This window comes from Streptomyces sp. NPDC059477, from assembly GCF_042749375.1.
GTDB lineage: Bacteria > Actinomycetota > Actinomycetes > Streptomycetales > Streptomycetaceae > Streptomyces.
Map to the genome: position 1 here is coordinate 5,617 of NZ_JBHYUG010000008.1, position 16,146 is coordinate 21,762.

General features: G+C 72.1%; 13 protein-coding genes. 7 read left to right on the forward strand and 6 right to left on the reverse strand.

Features of this window, described 5'->3' with window-relative positions; all coding sequences use genetic code 11:
- Positions 1-141: 141 nt before the first annotated feature.
- From ACFXAZ_RS06140 to ACFXAZ_RS06150, 3 genes are all read right to left on the reverse strand, one after another.
- On the reverse strand, positions 142-336 hold the full coding sequence (locus tag ACFXAZ_RS06140) for a ferredoxin (RefSeq protein ID WP_384585789.1): 195 nt from the start codon (positions 334-336) through the stop codon (positions 142-144).
- Between the two features lie 26 nt (positions 337-362).
- Positions 363-1,619, reverse strand: coding sequence for an aromatic ring-hydroxylating dioxygenase subunit alpha (locus ACFXAZ_RS06145; RefSeq protein ID WP_384585791.1), 1,257 nt, complete (start codon positions 1,617-1,619; stop codon positions 363-365).
- 79 nt (positions 1,620-1,698) lie between these two features.
- Positions 1,699-3,252: a nucleobase:cation symporter-2 family protein gene (locus tag ACFXAZ_RS06150; RefSeq protein WP_384585793.1), complete on the reverse strand. Its 1,554-nt coding sequence runs from the start codon at positions 3,250-3,252 to the stop codon at positions 1,699-1,701.
- 293 nt (positions 3,253-3,545) lie between these two features.
- On the opposite strand from ACFXAZ_RS06150, the gene ACFXAZ_RS06155 reads away from it, so the two are divergent.
- The 6 genes from ACFXAZ_RS06155 to ACFXAZ_RS06180 all read left to right on the forward strand — a co-directional run bounded on the left by ACFXAZ_RS06155 (position 3,546) and on the right by ACFXAZ_RS06180 (position 9,618).
- Positions 3,546-4,343, forward strand: coding sequence for an aspartate/glutamate racemase family protein (locus ACFXAZ_RS06155; protein WP_384585795.1), 798 nt, complete (start codon positions 3,546-3,548; stop codon positions 4,341-4,343).
- The gene (locus ACFXAZ_RS06160) at positions 4,340-5,308 is read left to right on the forward strand and encodes a polysaccharide deacetylase (protein ID WP_384585797.1); all 969 of its coding nucleotides are present in this window, start codon (positions 4,340-4,342) and stop codon (positions 5,306-5,308) included. The genes ACFXAZ_RS06155 and ACFXAZ_RS06160 overlap by 4 nt, the downstream gene beginning before the upstream one ends.
- Positions 5,305-6,000: a GntR family transcriptional regulator gene (locus tag ACFXAZ_RS06165; RefSeq protein WP_384585799.1), complete on the forward strand. Its 696-nt coding sequence runs from the start codon at positions 5,305-5,307 to the stop codon at positions 5,998-6,000. The genes ACFXAZ_RS06160 and ACFXAZ_RS06165 overlap by 4 nt, the downstream gene beginning before the upstream one ends.
- A 251-nt stretch (positions 6,001-6,251) precedes the next feature.
- A complete protein-coding gene (locus ACFXAZ_RS06170) occupies positions 6,252-7,529 on the forward strand; it encodes a DUF1116 domain-containing protein (protein WP_384585801.1) in 1,278 nt (425 codons plus the stop codon).
- Complete coding sequence (locus tag ACFXAZ_RS06175) at positions 7,526-9,232, forward strand: amidase family protein (RefSeq protein WP_384585803.1); 1,707 nt, start codon at positions 7,526-7,528, stop codon at positions 9,230-9,232. The genes ACFXAZ_RS06170 and ACFXAZ_RS06175 overlap by 4 nt, the downstream gene beginning before the upstream one ends.
- On the forward strand, positions 9,229-9,618 hold the full coding sequence (locus tag ACFXAZ_RS06180; protein ID WP_384585805.1) for a DUF2237 family protein: 390 nt from the start codon (positions 9,229-9,231) through the stop codon (positions 9,616-9,618). The genes ACFXAZ_RS06175 and ACFXAZ_RS06180 overlap by 4 nt, the downstream gene beginning before the upstream one ends.
- A gap of 39 nt (positions 9,619-9,657) precedes the next feature.
- Here the strand turns inward: ACFXAZ_RS06180 and ACFXAZ_RS06185 are convergent, their stop codons facing one another.
- Positions 9,658-12,732: a tetratricopeptide repeat protein gene (locus tag ACFXAZ_RS06185; protein ID WP_384585807.1), complete on the reverse strand. Its 3,075-nt coding sequence runs from the start codon at positions 12,730-12,732 to the stop codon at positions 9,658-9,660.
- A gap of 181 nt (positions 12,733-12,913) precedes the next feature.
- Between ACFXAZ_RS06185 and ACFXAZ_RS06190 the strand changes: the two genes are divergently transcribed.
- A complete protein-coding gene (locus tag ACFXAZ_RS06190; protein WP_384585809.1) occupies positions 12,914-13,096 on the forward strand; it encodes a hypothetical protein in 183 nt (60 codons plus the stop codon).
- Between the two features lie 26 nt (positions 13,097-13,122).
- Here the strand turns inward: ACFXAZ_RS06190 and ACFXAZ_RS06195 are convergent, their stop codons facing one another.
- Together ACFXAZ_RS06195 and ACFXAZ_RS06200 are read right to left on the reverse strand one after the other, a co-directional pair.
- Positions 13,123-14,409 (reverse strand): hypothetical protein, encoded by a 1,287-nt coding sequence (locus tag ACFXAZ_RS06195; protein ID WP_384585811.1) that lies wholly within the window; start codon positions 14,407-14,409, stop codon positions 13,123-13,125.
- Positions 14,402-16,015: an amidohydrolase family protein gene (locus tag ACFXAZ_RS06200; protein ID WP_384585813.1), complete on the reverse strand. Its 1,614-nt coding sequence runs from the start codon at positions 16,013-16,015 to the stop codon at positions 14,402-14,404. The genes ACFXAZ_RS06195 and ACFXAZ_RS06200 overlap by 8 nt, the downstream gene beginning before the upstream one ends.
- Positions 16,016-16,146: the final 131 nt, after the last annotated feature.

Genomic DNA, 16,146 nt, shown 5'->3' on the forward strand with positions numbered 1-16,146 from the left:
GCGGCCCCCCCCCTCTCCCCCCCCCCCCAATCCGAGGTCCCGGGTCACCCCCGGGGGTTGCTTTCCGTGCACCCCGGGGGGGCGGGGTCTTCCCCGGCGGCCCACGACGACGGTCCGTACGGAGGTGGCGGTCATGGCCGCTCACTCCTCCAGCGAGAGGGCGAGAATCGGGCAGGACGTGACCGACTGCCGTACCTGGGCCCGGATCACCGGGTCGTCGGGGATCTCGGCGGCGATGTGCAGCGTCAGATCGTCGTCTATGTCGAACACATCCGGCGCGATGCCCATGCACACGCCGTTCCCGTCGCACAGATGGCGGTCAACAGTGACTTTCATGGCGGTCCTCACAGGGGTGTCGTGGGTCAGGAAGCGGCGGGCGCGGGACGGTCGGCGAGGGACGTACCGACGGCGTTGTCCACGCCGTCCGCGTGGGCCGCGTAGTCCGCGTAGTCCTGGTACCGCTTGAGCAGCCACTGGTTGAACTGGAGCAGGGACTCCTCCTGGAAGGAGTAGCGGCCCGGCCTGCGGAAGCGGGACCGCATACCCTTCTGGAGCGACGCGTCCGAGCTGGCGTCCTGCTGGTGGAAGAGGACGAGACCGTCCTGGGCGATCCGGTAGAGCTGCTCGAAGCGGGGGTGCTTGGTGCTCTCCTCCGGATAGAGATGGCCGATCCGCAGGTTCATGTGCTCGGGTCCGGCGGGCAGCACCAGATAGTAGAAGAGGCCCTCCGGCACCGCGCCGAAGCCGAGGTTCGGCGGGATGGACGCGAAGATCACCTGGTTGCGTTCCTTCTCGCCGAGCGTCGGGATGACCGGCAGCAGCGCCTTGGTGGTCGGGTTGAAACCGGCGTCGGGGTGATAGAAACCGGTCGGGTGGTAGATGGCGCCCTCGTCGGGGCCGATGTCCACGAAGCTGGTCAGCCGGACATGCGCGAAGTCGTGCAGCATGCCGTGCAGATAGGCGCTGTGGTACGGCTCGATGCCGTTCTCCAGCTGGGACTTCCAGTTCCAGTTGTTGCCGCGCAGCTCGGCGACCGGCATGCTCACCATCTCGTCGACGTGGTAGTTCTCCAGCTCCGCGGTGAGCTTGGTGAGGGTGGGCGCGAGGGGCGCGGCGTCCGGGTCGAGGTTGGTGAAGACGAAGCCGTTCCAGATCTCGACCCGGTGCGAGGGCAGATACGCCTCGCTCTTCAGGTTCTTCAGGCCGACCGTGTCGTTCATGGACGGGGCGGCGATGAGGTTGCCGTCGAGACCGTAGGTCCAGGCGTGGAAGGGGCAGCGGAACAGCTTGCCCGTGTTCCCGGCGCCCTCGCACACCAGGTGGGCCCGGTGCGCGCAGATGGGGGAGAGGACCCGGATGTCCATGTCCTTGCCGCGGACCATCATCAGCGGTTCGTCGCCCATGTCGACCCGGACGAAGTCACCGGGTCTGGGGATCTCGTCCACGCGGCCCAGACACAGCCACTGCCGCATGAAGACGGCCTCCTGCTCGAAGGCGTAGAACTCCGGGTCGACATAGCACTCACGGGGGAGGTTCCACCCGGTGGCCATGTCGTGGGAGCCGTCCTCGATGACCTTGAGGATCTTCCGGATGTGTTCGGAGACGGGTGCCTGACCCATGATGGTGATGCTCCTTCGCTTACTGACGTGCGGGTTTCGTGGAGAGGCGGGGCGAGAGGCTGCGGTGGGAGGCGGGGGCTCAGACCCGGCCGTCGGCCTCGCGCGGGGCGTCCGTGCGCCCGGTACCGGGCGTGAGCCCGGCGCCGTCGGGCAGCACCACGCCTTCCGGCACGGCGGTGCTCTCCGGCACACCGGTACTGCCGTGCCCGTCCTCGGCCCGGACCGCGACCCCGTTTCCGGTCTCGCCCCCGCCCCCGGCGCGCCCTCCGCCGGCGCTCCCGCCATCGGCCTGCCCACCTCGCTGCCCCGGCAGCAGATGGTTGAACAGCAGATTCAGTACGAAGGCCACCAGCACCGTCGCCGTGATGGCGCTGCCCAGGATGAACTGGGCGTCCCGGTGGAAGTTCTGGTAGATCGTCGGCACGACGACCGGCAGCATGCCGACCCCGAGGGCGACGGCGACGATGAGCAGGTTCTGATTGCCCTCGAAGTCGACCTTCTGGAGCATCTGGATGCCGACGGCCGCGGTCATCGCGAACATCACCAGGCCGGCGCCGCCGATCACCGGACCGGGCAGACTGGCGACGACCTCGCCCAGCTTGGGGATCGCGCCCATCACCAGCAGCAGGACGCCGGTGACCGTGATGACGTACCGGCTCTTGACCTTCGTCAGACTGATCAGGCCGACGTTCTGCCCGAAGGTCGAGTCGGGCACCGAGTTCATGAAACCGGCGAGACAGGCGGCGAGCCCGTCCGTGGCCAGTCCGCGGGCCATGTCCTTGTCGGTGACCCTCTTGCCCACGGCGTCGCCGATGGCGAGCACACAGGCGGTCATCTCGCTGAACACCACGATCATGGCGACACACATCGCGATGATCGGGACGACCTTGAACTCGGGTGCGCCGAAGTGCAGCGGCGACGAGAAACCGAACCACTTGGCGGCCCCCACCGAACCGAAGTGGGCCATGTCCATCAGCCAGGCGGCGACGGCCCCGATCGCCAGCCCGAAGAGCGCCGACACATTGCGGACGAAGCCCTTGAACAGCCGGTTCATCAGCACGATGACGACGACGACACCGAACGCCAGCAGGATGTACTGGACACTTGCGTAGTTGGCCGACTCGGGGTCGGACCCGATGATCAGATCGGCGCTGACCTTGATCAGGGACAGCCCGATGATGGTGATGACACACCCGGTGACCAGCGTCGGGAAGAACCGCAGCACCTTGGAGAACGGGCGCGCCAGCAGCATCCCGAAGACACCGGCGGCGATCATCGAGCCGTACATGGTGGGCAGGCCGTACTCGGACCCGATGAGGATCATCGGGGTCAGGAAAGTGAACGAGGCACCCGCGACCACCGGCATCCGGATGCCGAAGAAGCGGGTCAGGCCGACGCTCTGGATGATCGTGGCGATGCCCGCCACCAGCAGGTCGGCGTTGACGATCAGTGCGATCGTATGGGTGTCGAGCCCAAGGACGGCGCCGAGCACCAGTGGAACGGCGACACAGCCCGCGTACATGATCAGCATGTGTTGCAGGCCGAAGAAGAAGAGCCGGGAAGCGGGAAGGACTTCGTCCACCGGGTGGCGGTCCGAGGTCGCGGTGCGGGGTGCACGGCTGAGAGGTGACACGAGGGTCTCCTGGCACTAAGACGACGATCGCGCCCTGGTCCCTCCGACGGTGATCACCCTGCATGATCCGGAGTTATGGGCAGACGATTGCGAGGGCTGCCCGAGCAGCGCACACGCATCTGTAGAGGCCGGGGATTTCCCGTCAGAAGGTCCTGCGACCGGGATCCGGTATACGGAGGCTAAGCGTGGTCCAAGTCACTGTCAATGAGAAGTCAGCCTTGATTTTTGGTGCCTCACCTCCCTACATTCCTGTATACCGTATCCCCGCTGAGCGCCCTGGAAGGGAGGCTCCCATGCGGCAGGCCGCCTTGCGGATCGGAATGATCACCCCCTCCTCCAACACCGTCCTTGAGCCGGTGACCAGCGCATTGACCCGCGATCTGGCCGATGTCTCCGTCCACTTCACCCGGCTGCGGGTGACCCGGATCAGCCTCGATCCCCAGGACACCGACCAGTTCGGACAGGACGCGTTCGTCCAGGCGGCGCAGCTGCTCGCCGACGCCCGCGTCGATGTCATCGCCTGGCACGGAACCTCCGGTTCCTGGCTCGGCCCCGGCTACGACCGGCAGGTGTGCCGGGCCGTCGAGGGCGCCACCGGCATCCGGGCCACCACCGCCACGCTCGCCCTGCTCGCCGCCCTGGAGCACTGCGGGACCGAGCGGCTCGGGCTCCTCACGCCCTACACCGACGACATCGGCGGTGCCATCGCCGGCCACTACGCGGCCCGGGGATTCCCCGTGCACGCCGCCCACCACTTCGGACGGACCACCAACTACGACTTCGCGCTGACCACCGACGGCGAACTCGACACCGCCTTCGACACCCTCGCCGCCCGCGGCTGCGACACCGTCGCGGTCGTCTGCACCAACCTCCGCGCCGCCCACCTCGCCGAACGCTGGGAACAGCGGCGGCCGGTCACCGTCGTCGACAGCGTGGCCGCCACGCTGTGGCAGGCCCTGCGGCACGCCGGCGGCGCGACGCCCGTCGAGGGATACGGGCGGCTGCTCGCCGACGCCCCGCCCGGCGCCCCCGCCCCCGCCGGACCCCGGTACCCGCACGCGACTCCCGACGCCCACCACACACAGACATGAGGGACACCATGGCCAAGAACATCAAGGTGCTGATCGGAGTGGACGTCGACGCGGTCGCGGGCTGGCTCGGCTCGTACGGCGGCGAGGACTCCCCCAACGACATCCAGCGCGGTGTCTACGCGGGCGAGGTGGGCACCCCGCGCCTGCTCCAGCTCTTCGACCGCTACGACATCCGCACCACCTGGTTCATCCCCGGCCACTCCATCGAGACGTTCCCCGCCGAGATGGCCGCCGTGGTGGAGCGGGGCCATGAGATCGGCGCGCACGGCTATTCCCACGAGAACCCCGTCCAGATGAGCCCCCAGCAGGAGCGCGACGTCCTCGGCCGCTGCGTCGAACTCGTGGAACGGCTCTGGGGCAGACCCCCGCGCGGCTATGTCGCCCCGTGGTGGGAGATGAGCCGCGACACCGCCGCCCTGCTCCAGGAGTTCGGCTTCTCCTACGACCACTCGCAGAACTACAACGACTTCCACCCCTTCTACGCCCGCGTCGGCGACGAATGGACGAAGATCGACTTCTCGCGGCGGGCCGAGGAGTGGATGAAACCCCTGCGCCACGGCACCGAGGTCGATCTGGTCGAATTCTGCGGCAACTGGTACGTGGACGACCTGCCGCCGATGATGTTCGTCAAGAAGTCCCCGAACAGCCACGGCTTCGTCAGCCCGCACGACGTCGAGCGGTTGTGGCGCGACCAGTTCGAGTGGGTCTACCGTGAACTCGACTACGCGGTGTTCCCCGTGACACTGCACCCCGATGTGTCCGGACGACCGCAGGTGCTGATGATGCTGGAACGGCTCTTCGAGAGCTGGCTCGACCTGCCCGGCGTAGAGTTCACCACCTTCGACGCGGCGGCCGACGACTTCCGCCGCCGCTACCCGTTCGACGCCGATGAGCGCCCCTCGCCCATCGGGACCGGACCGGGCGCCCGCACGACACAGGCCACGACCAGGGAGACCACCCGGTGAGCAGGCAGGCCGGCGACGCCGGTTCCTTCGACATCGACGCCGACTACCAGCCGCTGCGCGACCGCGTCCGTGACGAGCTGCGCCGGCGCATCATCGACGATGTCCACCCGCCCGGCACCCGGCTCGTGGAGAGCGAGATCGCGGCCCAACTCGGTGTCTCCCGCGTCCCGGTCCGCGAGGCCATGCGGGGACTGGAGAGCGAGGGCTTCGTACGGACCGTCCCGCGCCGGGGCGCCGTCGTCGTGGAACTGTCCGCCCAGGACATCGAGGAACTCTTCGACGTGCGCGAGGCGCTGGAGGTGCTGGCCTGCCGACAGGCGGCGACCCGGGCCACCAAGGCCGATCTGCGCCGGGTCCGCTCCCATCTCACCCGCGCCCGCAAGGCCCTCGACGCCGGGGACCATGTCGCGCTCGGCCACGCCAACGAGGCGTTCCACGACGAGATCCTGAAGCTGTCCCACAACGACCTGCTCCAGACCGTGCTGCACCCCCTGCAAGGGCGGCTGCACTGGCTGCTCCGCAAGACGGGCGACCCCTACGACCTCCTCGCGGAGCACACCGCGCTCTTCGAGGCCATCGCCTCCGGCTCCCCCGACCTCGCGGCCGAACACGCCCGCCACCACAACCGGCTCAACCGTGAGATCGTCCGCCGCCTGATGGCCGAACGCACCCGGGACACGCCCTCCGCGTGACGCCCCAGCTCTCTCCACCGGGCCTCGTCACCAGCACCTGACGGCTTTCCCGCCGGGCCTCGTCACCGGAGCCTGACGGCTTCCCCGCCGGGGCTCGTCATCGGCACCTGACGGCTTCCACGCCGGGCCGCGGCATCCGCGCCGTACGGTCCGGTCCGCCCGACGGCCCCTGTGATGCGTCGGCGTGCCCGTCCGATGACCACACGCGCCCTCCCTCCCTCCGCACCCGCCTCCCACCCAGGAGCACCCGCATGCCCATGCCCCCGCACACGGCGATCAGACCGTCCCCGACCCAGGTGTCCCTCGACGCCCTCAACCACACCGAGGTGCTGCTGCACCGTGTCTGCAAGGCCAGGGAGGTGACCGACCGGGTGTCCGGACGGCACTTCCTGCACGCCGGACCCCCGCTCGCGCTGGCCGACATCCCGGGCCCCATGCGGGGCGCGATCATCGGCGGGCTGCTCCTCGAAGGCGAGGTCGCCTCCGTCGCCGAGGCGGAGGCCGTCATCGACCGGGGCGAGGTCGGCATCAGCCCCTGCCACGACGCGGGCGCCGTGGGCGCGATGGCCGGGATCATCACCCCCAGCACCCCGGTCGTGGTGGCCGCCGCCGGTGCCATCCGCACCTTCTCCCCGCTGAACGAGGGCATCGAGGGCGCCGTGCGCTACGGCTCCTACGACGGGGCGACCCTCGCCCGGCTGCGGATGCTCGGCGACGTCCTCGCGCCAGCCCTGGACGAGGCCGTGCAACAGTCCGAGCCGCTCGATCTGCTCGCCCTGGTGGCCGAGGGGCTCCGGCGCGGCGACGACTGCCACAACCGGCTCGTGGCGACCAGCGCCGCCCTGCTCACCGCCCTGACGCCGGGCCTGCTCCGGGGCTCCGCCGACCGCGAGGACCTGGCCCGGATCACCGGCATCATGGCCCGCAACGGCCACTTCGCGCTGCCCTTCGCGATCTCCGCGGCCAAGGCGGTCACCCTGGCCGCCGCCGGTGTCCCTGGCAGCCCCGTCGTCACCACGATGTCCGGCAACGGCCGCACCTTCGGCATCCGCGTCAGCGGCCTCGGCGACCGCTGGTTCACGGTCCCCTCCCCGGTCGGGAACCCGGTACTGCTGGACGGCGCCACCCTCGCCGACGCGACCCCCACCATGGGGGACTCGATGATCGCCGAGACGGCCGGTTTCGGCGCCTTCGCGATGACCGCGGCCCCGGCGATCATGTCCTTCGTGGGCGGCGACATGGCCCAGGCCCAGCGGATCACGTCCCGGATGCGCGAGATCTGCGCCGGTACCAGCACCCGGCTGCTGATCCCCGGGGAGGACTTCCGGGGCACCCCGCTGGGCATCGACGTGCACAAGGTCCGGGCCACCGGCATCGAACCCGTCATCAACAACGGCCTGGCCCACCGCGAACCCGGCAGAGGACGCGTCGGCGCCGGGATCACCCCCATCCCCGTGCAGCCGTTCATCGAGGCCAGCGAGGCGCTCACGGCCGACACCGGCCGACCGACCGGGAAGGACCGCGCATGAGCGTCACCGAATCCTCCACCGACTGCGGCTGCGGCACCGGAGGGCACGCGGTCACCGAACCCTGCCCCGGCCCTGGCCCCGAGGGGCACACGGCCACCGAACCCGGCACCGGCACCAGCGCCGGAGGGCACACGGCCACCGAACACGCGACCGCATCAGCAGCCGCCCCCGATTGGCAGTTCACCCCCGCCGACCTCACCGCCGTGGCCACCCGCTGGCATCTCGACCCCGCGCTCGTCGAGCGGCTGCGCCCGGCGATCGAGCGGATGCGGGACACCTACGAGCGGGTACGGGACCTCGCGGCCGAGGGGCTGCCCGCAGAGCCGCCGCCGGTCGCCGTGGCCGAGCCCGCCCGTGGCCCCGGCAACCCGCACGGCGCCTGGCGCTACCGCGTCGAGACCCCCGAACGCCCCGCCGCCGGAGCGCTGGCCGGCCGCACGGTCACCGTCAAGGAGGCCATCGCGGTGCGCGGCGTGCCCATGACCCTGGGCAGCCGCCTCATGGCCGGGTTCGTCCCGGGCTCGGACGCGGCCGTCGTCCGCCGGGTCCGTGAGGCCGGAGCCGTCATCCTGGGCACCTCCGTCTGCGAGGACCTCTGCTACTCCGGCTCCAGCTTCACCAGCGTCACCGGCCCGGTCACCAACCCCTGGGACAGCGGCCGGGCCGCGGGCGGCTCGACCAGCGGCGCCGCCGTCCTCGTGGCGACCGGCGCCGCCGACTACGGCATCGGCACCGACCACGGCGGATCCATCCGCAACCCCGCCGCCTGGTGCGGCGTCTTCGGCCTCAAACCGACCTACGGCACCATCGACTACGACGGCGCCATGCCCACCGAACGCACCCTCGACCACATCGGCGTCCTCACCCGCCACGCCGCCGACCTGCCCGCCTTCCTCGACGCCACCGCCCAGCCGATCGCGGCCGAGTCGTACGCCGCCGCCTACGCGCGCGACATCAGCGGACTGCGGGTGGGCATGGTGACCGAGGGCTTCGACTGGCCGGACCGCTCCGACCCGCGCGTGGACCAGCGGGTACGGGAATCCGCCCATGCCCTGGAGTCACTGGGCCTCACCGTCCGCGAGGTCTCCGTGCCCCTGCACCGGCACGGCCGTGACATCCACCTGCCGATCTCCGTCGAGGGCGGACTCGGCACCGTCTTCGAGTCCCGTCTCCAGGGCACCAACCACACCGGCCCCTACCATCCCCACCTCGGCGCGGTGTTCGGCGAGGCGATGGCCCGGCGCCCCGAGGACATCCCCGTCGGCGGCGTGCTCGCCCTCACCGGAGCCACCCTGCTGCGGGACGCGACCCACGGCCGGGTCATGGCGTACGCGCAGGGGCTGCGCCGCCGACTGCGCGACCAGGTCGACCGGGCGCTGCGCGAGGTCGACGTCCTGCTGCTGCCGACCGTGCCCATGCTGCCGCACCCGCTGCCCACCGACCCGCGCGAGGCCGTCATCGGCTCCGACCTGCCCTTCGAGATGCACGACAACAACTGCGTCTTCAACCTCACCGGACACCCGGCGCTCAGCGTCCCCTGCGGACTGGTCGACGGGCTGCCCGTCGGGCTGCTGCTGGTGGGACGCCCCGGCTCCGACGCGCGACTCGCCCGTATCGGCGCCGAGTTCGAGGAGCGGATCTTCGCCTGCCCGGCGCCACCGACGTCACCGACCCATCCGACCCCCGTCAGGAGCACGTCATGACCGAGCCCGCGCTGAACGTCCTGGGCGAGCCCCTCGAAGCCTGCGGTTTCGACCCCGTCACCGGCTACCGCCGCGACGGCTTCTGCTACACCGGCCCGGACAATCCGAAGGGCCATACGGTGTGCGCGGTGGTCGACGAGCAGTTCATCGCCCACCAGACCGTCATCGGCAACGACATCGCCACCCCGCGCCCCGACCTCGACTTCCCCGGCCTCAAGCCGGGCGACCACTGGTGTGTCATCGCCGCCAAGTGGTGGGAGGCGTACCAGGCCGGACACGCCTGCCCCGTCAATCTCGCCGCCACCAACATCAGAGCCCTGGACGTCATCCCCCGTGACGTCCTGCTGGAGTACGGGTTCGACGCCCGCCGGAGCGACCCCGTGTGAGCCGGTGGAACGCCGCTCGCGGGACCGACAGGGCCACGCTCACGGCTTGTAGGGCGCCACACCCCCGGTCGCCCGGCCGCGCAGCAGCTCGTTGTGCGAGGCGACCCAGGTGATCAGGGCCGCCTCCGCTGCCCTGTCCGCACCCGCCTCGTGGAAGAGGGCGGCACCGGCGAGACCGGACGCCACGGCCTCCTCGAACCGTCCCATGTGCCACAGGAGTTCCGCGAGGTCGCACCGCATGACGGCCTCTTCGGTGGGGCCGTCCGCCTTTGTCGTCAGGGCGAGGCTCTGGGTGAAGGCGTCCAATGCCTCGTCGAGACGCCCCGCCGCCCGATAGGCGCGTGAGAGGTCGGCGAGCGCCCCGCTCTCGCGACGGCGTTCCCCGGTCTCGCGGAACACGGCCAGCGCCCGCTGGTGCGCGTCGAGGGCCGTGTCGATCCGCCCCATGAGCCGTAACGCGGTCCCGAGGTTGCTCAGTGCCACGCCCTCACGGTCGCGGTGGCCCACCTTCCGCGCGGCGGTGACCGCCCGGGTGTGCAGGTCGACGGCCTCCTCGTACCGGCCCAGCTCCACCTGGGCGAGCCCGGAGTGCATCAGGGCGGCGGACTCGCCGCGCAGGTCCCCGGTCAGCTGGAAGAGCGTGAGCGCGCGGGCGTGCGCGTCGACGGCCTCCGCGGGCCGCCCGGCCGCGGTGAGCGCGACGCCCAGGTGGTCCAGCGCCGCCGCCTCGTCGTGGGGACCCCCGCTCACGCGGGCGAAAGACAGGGCATCGGCGAGCACATGGGCGGCCTGCTCGGGCCGGCCCGTCTCCCGTAGGGCGGCGGCGAGGTTGGCCAGCGCCATGGACTCACGGTAGGGATCGCCGTACTCCCGGTAGACGGCAGCGGACCGGGAGTGCGCCTCGGCGGCTTCCTCGAACCGCCGCAGGTGCTGGAGCGTGTTGCCGAGGTTGTTCAGCGCGGCGGCCCGCTGGTACGGCATGTCCAGCTCCTCGAAGAGCCGATACGCCCTCACCTGGGCGTCGACCGCTTCCGCGCCCCGCCCCAACGGGGCCAGCGAAAGCCCCAGATTCAGCAGGGTGGTCGCCTCACCGAGCCGGTCATGACGCTCCCGGTACGCGTCAAGGGCCCGCGCCTGCACGGCGGCGGCTTCCTCGAACCGCCGCACCCCCATCAGGGCGGAACCCAGGCAGCTCCGGGACGCCGCCGTGTCCCGCCAGTCCCCGGCGACCTCGCACAGGGCGAGCGCCGCGTGGTGCGTGTCGATGGCCTCCTCGAAGCGTCGGGCCTCGCACTGCGCGCTGCCCAGCCGGTTCAGCGCGTGGACGCGGACGGCCGAGGGCGGGCCCGCCTCAAGAACCGCGCAGGCGCGGGTGGCGACCGTGATCCAGTCGTCCAGATACCGGCGCCGCTCGAAGAAGACGGCCAGGGAGAAGGAGAGCGGGACAGCGGCCGTCCCGGCCATGTCCCCCGGTGAAGTGGCGACGGCGACCAGGTTGAGGCGCTCCGCCTCCAGCCAGGTGAGCGCGTCGGCCCGGTCGGTGAAGCGGTCCGACGGCGGTCCGGCGCCCGGCGCGCCCCGGTTCACATGGCTACCGGCCGCTTCGGCGGTGCGGAGGTAGAAGCCCAGCAACCGGCGTACCGCCTCGTCCGGCACATCGCCCTGCGCGTGCTCCCGCCCCTTCTCCTGCGCGTACAGCCGGAGCAGGTCGTGCAGGGACCAGCGTTCCCCCGCCGCCCGTTGCAGCAGATGGGCCCGCGCGAGGGCGGCGAGGAGGGGCCGGGCCCTCGGGGAGCCGAGGAGTTCGATGGCGGCGGTCGTGGAGAGGTCGGGACCAGGGGCGGCCGACAGCAGGCGGAAGGCGCGGGCCTGTCCGGGGGTGAGATGACGGTAGGAGAGGTCGAAGGTGGCGCGGACGGCGAGGGTACGTCCATGGGCGTCGGTGTCGGCGTAGTCCAGCGCGTCGAGCCGGGTCCGGGCGTCGGCGAGGTCGGCGGCCTGATCGGCGAGGGACCGGTCCGGCTCGTCCCGCAGCAGGGCGGCGATGATCCGCAGGGCGAGGGGGAGCCGACCGCACAGCCCGACGAGCCGTCCGGCGTCGGCGGCTTGGTCCGTGACACGGGCGTCCCCGGTCCCGCCCGCGCGCAGGGCCCGGTCGAGCAGGTCCAGGGCGTCGGCCGGGTCGAGCGGGTCGAGACCGAGGCGCTGCGCGGGGAGACCGGACAGGTCCTGCCGGGAGGTGATCAGGGCGCGGTGGGGCGGGCCGGGGAGCAGGGGCGCGGTCTGCGCGGCGCTGCGGGCGTTGTCCAGGACGACCAGGAGCGGTCGGCCCTGCCGGGCGAGGCCGTCCAGACGCAGCCGCCACAGGTCCAGTTTCTCCTCGACGGTCGTCGGCAGTTCACGGCCCGTCACACCGAGCGCACGCAGGAACCGGTCGGCGACGGACCCGGGTTCCAGGGGCGGTCCCTGGCTGTACCCGTGCAGGTCGGCGAAGAGCACCCCGCCGGGGAACCAGCCGCGCGCACGGGCCCGGTGGGCGGTGTGCAGGGCGAGCGCGGTCTTGCCGACGCCTCCCATCCCGGCCACCGCCGACACCACGATGGCGTTCCGCTCTCCGGCGGGCTCCCTGGGCCGGTCCCCGGCCCGCTCTCCGGTGGGCTCCCCAGTGGGTTCTCTGGTGGGCTCCAGCCATCCCATGATCCGCTCCACGGCTTCTTCGCGCCCTGCGAAGCCCGTGGGCGCGGGCGGCAGCGTGACCGGGCCCGGTTCGGTCGGGGAGCCGGCCTCCGGGGGCAGCGCGCCGGGGCGTCCGCCCCGGGCCCGGTCACGTTCCTGGCGGGCGCCGGTCAGCAGCAACTGCCACTCGCCCTCGGGACGAGCCGCGTACCCCACGGCCCTCGCCTGGAGGTGGGCCACCAGGATCAGCAGGAATCGGGTGTGCCGGGGGCCGGGCACGGTCCGGCCGTGCAGCCACTCGTGCAGCGTGGAGTCCGCCACCGTCAGCGGCGGACGCTGCCGTGCCCCCAGGGCCACGAGACTGCTCAGCGTCGGCCCGCCCGCCGCCTCGTACAGCGCCCGCAACTCCGCCCAGAACCGGTCCGCCTGCTGCCCCACGGGTGTGCCACCCCCCTGTCCGGAAAACCCACGGTGAACGCGGTCGGACCAGGCTAGGCCCTCTCCCGGGGCCGGGTCGGCTCTCCGGAACATCGCCGGAAACCCTCCGAGGACGGCCCGATGGACCCACCGCCCGGCGCACTCGGCACCGGGCTCGTCCCTCGCAGACCGGGAGCCCGCCATGACCGCCGAACCCCGCGAACCCGCAGCCGACCCCCGCGAACCCGCCGCCGAACCCCGTGAACCCTCTGGACCCTCCCAACGGCCTTCCCGCACCACCCGGATCACCCTCATCGGTCACGCCCTCGCCGGAATTCTCTCCGGCACCTTCCGGGCACTGATGACCCGGCTGCTCGGCGACTGACCGGCCCGATCAGAAGTGACAGCCGGTCAGAAGGACGTATGCACCCGCCCGATCACCCCGTAGTCACCGTCGACCAGGGGCATCACCTGCCACTTGTCGAACGTCGTGCACGGATGGGAGATCCCGAAGCCGACGAGATCACCGACCCGTGCCGGGGTGTCCGACGGGACGTCCAGGTAGGCGTGCTGGTCGTTGACCGCCACGACCCGCCAGCCCGGCGGGGGAGCCGTCGGGGGACCGGTGCCGGTCCGGACCCGGAGCGGGACGGGGAACCCCGCGTCGGTGGAGATGTCGCGCTTGCCCAGGCCGACGATGATCCGGTCGGGCTCCGGCCGGGAGAGCACCGGGGCCCACACCTCCAGGGCGGGCCTGAGCCGGGCCCCCGTACGGAGCCGTCCGGCCAGCGGGGAGAGCCGCTCGTAGCCGCCCGAGTCATGGGTGACGTAACACCCGCTGCGCACCACCACCCGGTAGCCGGTGCCGCGCAGCGCGTCGGGCAGGGCGGCGATGACCCGGTCGAAGTAGGCGCTTCCGCCCGCCGTGACGATCGGGACGTCCGCGTCGAGCAGTCCCTCGGCGCGCAGGCGGCGGGCGGTGGTGGCCATCCGGGACAGCAGCGCGTCGACCAGGACCAGCGTGGCGTCCAGATCACCGCCGTCGATGATGCCCTCGAACCCGGCGACCCCGGCGAGCCGGAGCGGCCCGGCCGCGATCCGTGCGGCCAGGGCGAGGGCGGCGGTGTCGTCACGCAATCCGGTACGTCCCTCGGGAACGCCGAGTTCCAGGAGTACCCCGAGCCGGAGTGCCGCACCGGGTGACAGCCCGCGCTCCAGCAGGACGAGGCCGTCCTCGGAGTCGACGTAGGTCAGCAGTTCCAGGCCGGGGTGGGTCAGCAGGAGCGTGTCGAGGTGATGGACCGACGCGGGGTCGACCACTTGGTTCGCGACGAGGACCCGGCGTACCCCCATGGCCACCACCGCGCCCGCCTGCCAGCTCGTCGCGACCGTGATCGCCCACGCACCGGCCTCGATCTGGCGCACGATGATCTCGGGGCTCATGGTCGTCTTGCCGTGCGGAGCGAGCAGTACGCCGTGGTCAGCGCAGTGGTCGGCCATCAGCGCGATGTTGTGGCGGAGGGGCTCGTCCAGCAGGACGGCGGTGGGGAGGAGGAACGTGCCGTCGAAGAGATTCGCACGGTGGGTGTCCGACAGGTGGGCGAGGCCGTCGGGCGGGAGCCCCTTGGGGGCGATGCGGGCCGGTCGGACGGTGGTGGTGCGGGCCGGTCGGCCGGCGGCGGTCGGCGGCTCAGTCATGGCGGAGGAACCTCCCCGGGCGGCGGTCGGCCAGGCGTCCGTCCGCGACGACCGTCCGCCCCGCGACCAGCACCCAGCGGATCCCCACGGGTGCCTGGCGCGGATCGGCGAAGGTCGCGCGGTCGGCGACGGTACGGCTGTCGAACGCCACGAGGTCGGCCACGTACCCCGCGCGGATCTCACCGCGCCCGCGCAGGCCGAGCCGTCGGGCCGGGGCCCCGGTCATCTTGTGCACGGCGTCGGCCAGGGTCAGCCTGCCGGTGTCGCGGACGTAGCCGCCCAGCACCCGGGGGAAGGTGCCGAAGCCGCGGGGGTGCGGGGTGTCCCCGGCCGGGGCCAGCGGCAGCGCGTTGCCGTCGGAGCCGACCATCGACAGGGGATGCGCGAGGAACGCGCTCATGTCAGCCTCCGTCCGGTAGTGCAGCACGGCCTGCGCCGCGCTGCCGAACTCCGCGCACAGGTCGAGCACCACCACCTCCGGCGGTGCGCCGCGCACGTCGGCGATCTCCGCCACGCTGCGGCCCACGACGGCCGTCTCCCCGCCCGCCGCGCTGATCACCACCCGGTCCCACAGCCAGGGGATACCGCCGAACCATCCCGTACGGATGTCCGCGAGCGCGCGCCGCCGCCAGGCCGGATCGGTGCTGTGCTCGCGGAGCGCGTCGCTGCCGCCCGCCTGCACCCACGCGGGCAGGTACTGGACGAGGGCGGACGACGACGCGTCGTACGGATAGACGTCGAAGGCGATGTCCGTGCCCGCGGCGACCGCCGCCTCGAACCGGCCGAGCATCTCGGGAGCGCGGCCCCAGTTCGCGGGTTCGTTGAGGGCGAGGTGCGAGTACTGGGTACGGACACCCGTGGCCCGTGCGCAGGCGACCGCCTCGTCCACCGCCGCGAACTCCCGCCCCGCGCCCGCCCGCGCGTGGGTGGCGTACAGCGCGTCATGGCGGGCGCAGACCTCGGCCAGCGCCTCGATCTCCGCGCTGTCCGCGAGCGAGGACGGCGTGTGCGTCAGGCCGGTCGACATCCCGAACGCGCCCTGGTCCAGGGCATCGTGGAGCAGCCGTCGCATGGTGCGGACCTGCGGCGCCCGCGCGGTCGTGGCGTACGGATCGGTCATCGCGGCGATGCGCAGCGCGCTGTGTCCGACGAGCGCCGCGACGTTGAGCGCCGGGGGGTCGGCTCGTAGGGCGGCGGCGTAGCCGGTCAGGTCGCCCCAGGTGATCGTGGTGGGGCGGTCGCCGAGGCGGGCTACATGGTCGGTGAGGGTGGCGCGGTGTGCCGGGTGCGAGGGGAAGGCCGAGAAGCCGCAGTTGCCGACCACCTCGGTGGTGACGCCCTGGAGGATCTTGCTCTCGCCCGCGGGGTCGTGCAGGAGGCTCACGTCGGAATGCGTGTGGATGTCGATGAATCCGGGGGTGAGGACGAGTCCGTCCAGGTCGAGGGTGTGCCGGGCGAGGCGGTCGGCGTCGGGGTCCTCCGGCGGGGTGAGGGGCGGTCCCGCGTAGGTGATGGTGTCGCCGGTGATGCCTATGTCCAGGGGCTGTTCGGGGCGGCCGGTCCCGTCCAGGACGCGGGCGCGGCGCAGGAGGAGGTCGAAGGTCATCGGGGGCCGTGCCTCATGGGGTGCCTTCCCTTCGCTGCCGGGCGTGGGGGGGGGGGCGGGGGGGGGGGGGGGGGCGGCGGGGGGGGGGGGGGGGGGGGCGCGCGGGGGGGGGGGGGGGCGCGCTCACAGGG

Excerpts from the sequence above, each read along its gene's own strand:
- ACFXAZ_RS06140 (WP_384585789.1), bottom strand. The coding sequence starts at position 336 with ATGAAAGTCACTGTTGACCGCCATCTGTGCGACGGGAACGGCGTGTGC.
- ACFXAZ_RS06145 (WP_384585791.1), bottom strand. The coding sequence starts at position 1,619 with ATGGGTCAGGCACCCGTCTCCGAACACATCCGGAAGATCCTCAAGGTC.
- ACFXAZ_RS06155 (WP_384585795.1), top strand. The coding sequence starts at position 3,546 with ATGCGGCAGGCCGCCTTGCGGATCGGAATGATCACCCCCTCCTCCAAC.
- ACFXAZ_RS06160 (WP_384585797.1), top strand. The coding sequence starts at position 4,340 with ATGAGGGACACCATGGCCAAGAACATCAAGGTGCTGATCGGAGTGGAC.
- ACFXAZ_RS06170 (WP_384585801.1), top strand. The coding sequence starts at position 6,252 with ATGCCCATGCCCCCGCACACGGCGATCAGACCGTCCCCGACCCAGGTG.
- ACFXAZ_RS06175 (WP_384585803.1), top strand. The coding sequence starts at position 7,526 with ATGAGCGTCACCGAATCCTCCACCGACTGCGGCTGCGGCACCGGAGGG.
- ACFXAZ_RS06180 (WP_384585805.1), top strand. The coding sequence starts at position 9,229 with ATGACCGAGCCCGCGCTGAACGTCCTGGGCGAGCCCCTCGAAGCCTGC.
- ACFXAZ_RS06190 (WP_384585809.1), top strand. The coding sequence starts at position 12,914 with ATGACCGCCGAACCCCGCGAACCCGCAGCCGACCCCCGCGAACCCGCC.
- ACFXAZ_RS06195 (WP_384585811.1), bottom strand. The coding sequence starts at position 14,409 with ATGACTGAGCCGCCGACCGCCGCCGGCCGACCGGCCCGCACCACCACC.
- ACFXAZ_RS06200 (WP_384585813.1), bottom strand. The coding sequence starts at position 16,015 with ATGACCTTCGACCTCCTCCTGCGCCGCGCCCGCGTCCTGGACGGGACC.